Source organism: uncultured Candidatus Puniceispirillum sp., from assembly GCF_963979125.1.
Lineage (GTDB): Bacteria > Pseudomonadota > Alphaproteobacteria > Puniceispirillales > Puniceispirillaceae > Puniceispirillum.
Genome location: NZ_CAXBVX010000155.1, coordinates 1 through 3,113 on the forward strand (window position 1 = coordinate 1; position 3,113 = coordinate 3,113).

Genomic DNA, 3,113 nt, shown 5'->3' on the forward strand with positions numbered 1-3,113 from the left:
AATTTCTTCCTTTAACGATTTAGCAAACCGCCGCCTTCAGCCACTCGGCCACCCCTCCGCAAGGGGGATGCTTGTTCACCAGAACAGGCACCAATCGTTTTACACGGCGTATGCAGGCTTATCTCTAGCCATGAAAGCAAATTCTGTCAAACCGAAATGAGCGTATCCAGCACGTAAATCGTCTCATACTTACTGCCAATGATCTGATGTGGAATTTCCAGCCGATGGTAATCGGTCTATGCATGGGCATTACGGCAAAAACCCTGTTAGCAGAACCCCCGTGAAAAGGGCGTCATGTAAAACATGCAGTACTTTTATCGATTTGCAGTGTCGGAGGTCGGCTAACCATTTTTCAATAATTTATATTAGGAATTCTTAATATTATATAATTATTACAATATCTTGACAGCCTATAAAACAAAATCATAGTGTTTCCATGATCGCGTCTATCCAGAATATATATAATTTATCAATACTTCTGCTTCGTGAAAAAATGCGCGAGCCAGGCTGGCTGTTCTGGTCAATCACCTTTCCATTCATCATAATGGTAGCCTTGTTTCTGCAAACCACCGACTCATTGAACGCAAAATTGTTTCCTATTATGTTGAGTTTTGTAAGTGTGGTAACAGCAATACGAAGTACAGGCGCGTATCTTGTCGGACGCCGCGAAGCAAATTTTCTGCAAGCTTTTGTGTCCTTTCCAGTAGCGCAGAAACGCTACATTCTCGCTCAAATTATTGCAGGGTTTGTTTTCACAGGCATTATCGTAGCCGCTTTCGGTATCCTCAGCAGTCTTTTCTTTAATGATGTTACAATTGCTGAAAATCTCCATCAGATTATGCGCGCTCTTGGTGTCGTGTTTTGTGTAATTTGCGCTGGTAGTATGCTGAATCTAATACCTCTAAAATTTCAAACGATCATGGGGTTAGTGACATCAACATATGCCCCCATGTTGCTGCTTACGTTCGCGGAGTTAATTCGGTTCCCGAACAATATGGCACTCGCTTTAATAAATACTATCAATCCGATAGCTGTCGGCGCTTCATTCATTGGCAATTACAACACATCATGGTTGGTGCTGACCATCTGGTTAATGGTGTGCCTTGGCCTGCTTGGTGCAACCATCACTTGGTTTAATCTAGAGACACAATGGGACAAATGAATATGAAAGGCACGAAAGTTCTGCAATCTTTCACCTGCCAAGTTAATGCGTTGCATTTCAGCTACGGAAATAAGCCAATATTCTCAGATGCAAACTTCAAATTTGAGTCAGGCAAAATTTACGGCATATTGGGACCGAATGGCATTGGGAAAAGTACCTTGCTTAATATACTTTTTGGCCAGATCAAGACAGATGCAGGCTCAATAAACTGGCAGATCAAACCTGAAGATATGTTCTATGTTCGCCAGCATGTTTCCATTCCTCACGCACTTAGGATTGGTGAATTTATTGAAATGTTATTTCGAATCAATCAAGGGACGTTTAGTCTTGATGCGTTTTTCAGATCTGTTCCGCAAGAATGGCATGAACGCCTTGATCGTCTGTTAGCGTTAACGCCTAGCAAAGCTAGTTTTGGTGATGGTAAATGGGCAACAACACTTGCCGCACTTAGTCTGAACCAGCAGTTTCTTGCACTTGACGAACCTACCGTTGCAATGGATGTCCATACACGCGCAGGATTATGGAATTGTATCACCGAGCGCAGAAAAAGTGGGGTGACAATACTTGTATCTTCACACTATCTTGAAGAGTTTACTGATACGGTCGATGGTATTTTGGCGTTAAAACATGGAAAGCTGAACTTTTTTAACTCAGTCCAAGATTTTGTGGCCCAAACTGGAATTGATGCCAAGGCTAAGAACGTAAATGAGGCCTTCATGGCCTACTATAATTATTAGCCACAGGCACCCTACCCATCCAGTTTGGTGCGCAACAGCTGATTAACCATGCCCGGGTTGGCCTGACCTCCAGACTGTTTCATCACCTGACCAACAAAGAAGCCAAACAATTTGTCCTTGCCACCGCGATATTCGGCAACCTTATCTTCATTAGCCGCCATGACATCATCGATCAGAGTTTCAATGGCACCACTATCCGACAGCTGTTTCAGCCCCTTTTCCTCGACAATATCGGTAGCCTGCTTGCCCGACAGCATCATATCGGCAAACACATCCTTGGCAATACGCCCCGAAATCGTGCCATCGCTGATCATATCGACCAACCCGCCAAGCGCATCCGGCGATACGGGCGAACGCGCCAGATCAAGTCCAGCCTTGTTCAACGCGCCAAACAATTCAACAGTCATCCAGTTTGCTACCAATTTACGGTCACGCCCCTTACTTGCGGCCTCATAGAAAGCAGCTGTCTCGCGTTCTTCGGTGATAACCGCCGCATCATAGGCAGATAGACCATAATCATTCATCAAACGGTCTTTGATCGAATCTGGCAATTCGGGCAGACCCGCTGCCAGCTTATCAACATCGCTTTGTGTGATTTCTAGCGGCAACAGATCGGGATCGGGAAAATAGCGATAATCATGCGCATCTTCCTTGCTCCGCATAGTACGCGTCATGCCGGTATTTGTATCAAAAAGACGGGTCTCCTGATCAATCGTGCCTCCATCCTCGATGACTTCAATCTGGCGGGCAACTTCATAGTCAATGGCTTGCTGGATGAAACGAAGTGAGTTCAGGTTTTTGGTCTCGGTTCGCGTGCCCAGTTCATCACCGGGACGCCGAACCGATACATTGACATCGGCGCGCATCGAGCCTTCTTCCATATTGCCATCGCATGTGCCCAGATAACGTAGAATCGACCGTAATTTCCGCACATAGGCCGCCGCTTGCGTTGCCGAACGAATATCAGGTCGGGACACAATTTCCATCAAGGCAACGCCAGTTCGATTCAGATCAATATAACTTTTGCTTGGATGCTGATCATGCATTGATTTTCCTGCATCCTGTTCCAGATGCAAACGCTCAATACCGATATCCTTACTTGATCCATCGGCAAGATCAATCCGCAAGATGCCCTCGCCAACGATAGGCTGTTTGAACTGGCTAATCTGATAGCCTTGTGGCAAATCCGCGTAAAAATAATTCTTCCGGTCAAA

At 45.4% G+C, this 3,113-nt stretch carries 3 protein-coding genes; 2 read left to right on the forward strand and 1 reads right to left on the reverse strand.

Features of this window, described 5'->3' with window-relative positions; all coding sequences use genetic code 11:
* Positions 1-493 precede the first annotated feature (493 nt).
* Both ABNT28_RS10590 and ABNT28_RS10595 read left to right on the forward strand, forming a co-directional pair.
* Positions 494-1,162: a hypothetical protein gene (locus ABNT28_RS10590; RefSeq protein WP_332924627.1), complete on the forward strand. Its 669-nt coding sequence runs from the start codon at positions 494-496 to the stop codon at positions 1,160-1,162.
* Positions 1,150-1,899, forward strand: a complete 750-nt coding sequence (locus ABNT28_RS10595) for an ATP-binding cassette domain-containing protein (protein ID WP_332924628.1) — start codon at positions 1,150-1,152, stop codon at positions 1,897-1,899. Before ABNT28_RS10590 ends, ABNT28_RS10595 begins: the two co-directional genes overlap by 13 nt.
* A gap of 11 nt (positions 1,900-1,910) precedes the next feature.
* On the opposite strand, the gene gatB is transcribed toward ABNT28_RS10595, so the two are convergent.
* Positions 1,911-3,113 (reverse strand): Asp-tRNA(Asn)/Glu-tRNA(Gln) amidotransferase subunit GatB (gatB, locus tag ABNT28_RS10600; protein WP_332924629.1); only part of this gene is annotated, 1,203 nt, incomplete at its 5' end.

Bases quoted from the DNA above. Each gene is read 5' to 3' on its own strand.
- ABNT28_RS10595 (WP_332924628.1), top strand. From the start codon at position 1,150: ATGGGACAAATGAATATGAAAGGCACGAAAGTTCTGCAATCTTTCACC.
- ABNT28_RS10590 (WP_332924627.1), top strand. From the start codon at position 494: ATGCGCGAGCCAGGCTGGCTGTTCTGGTCAATCACCTTTCCATTCATC.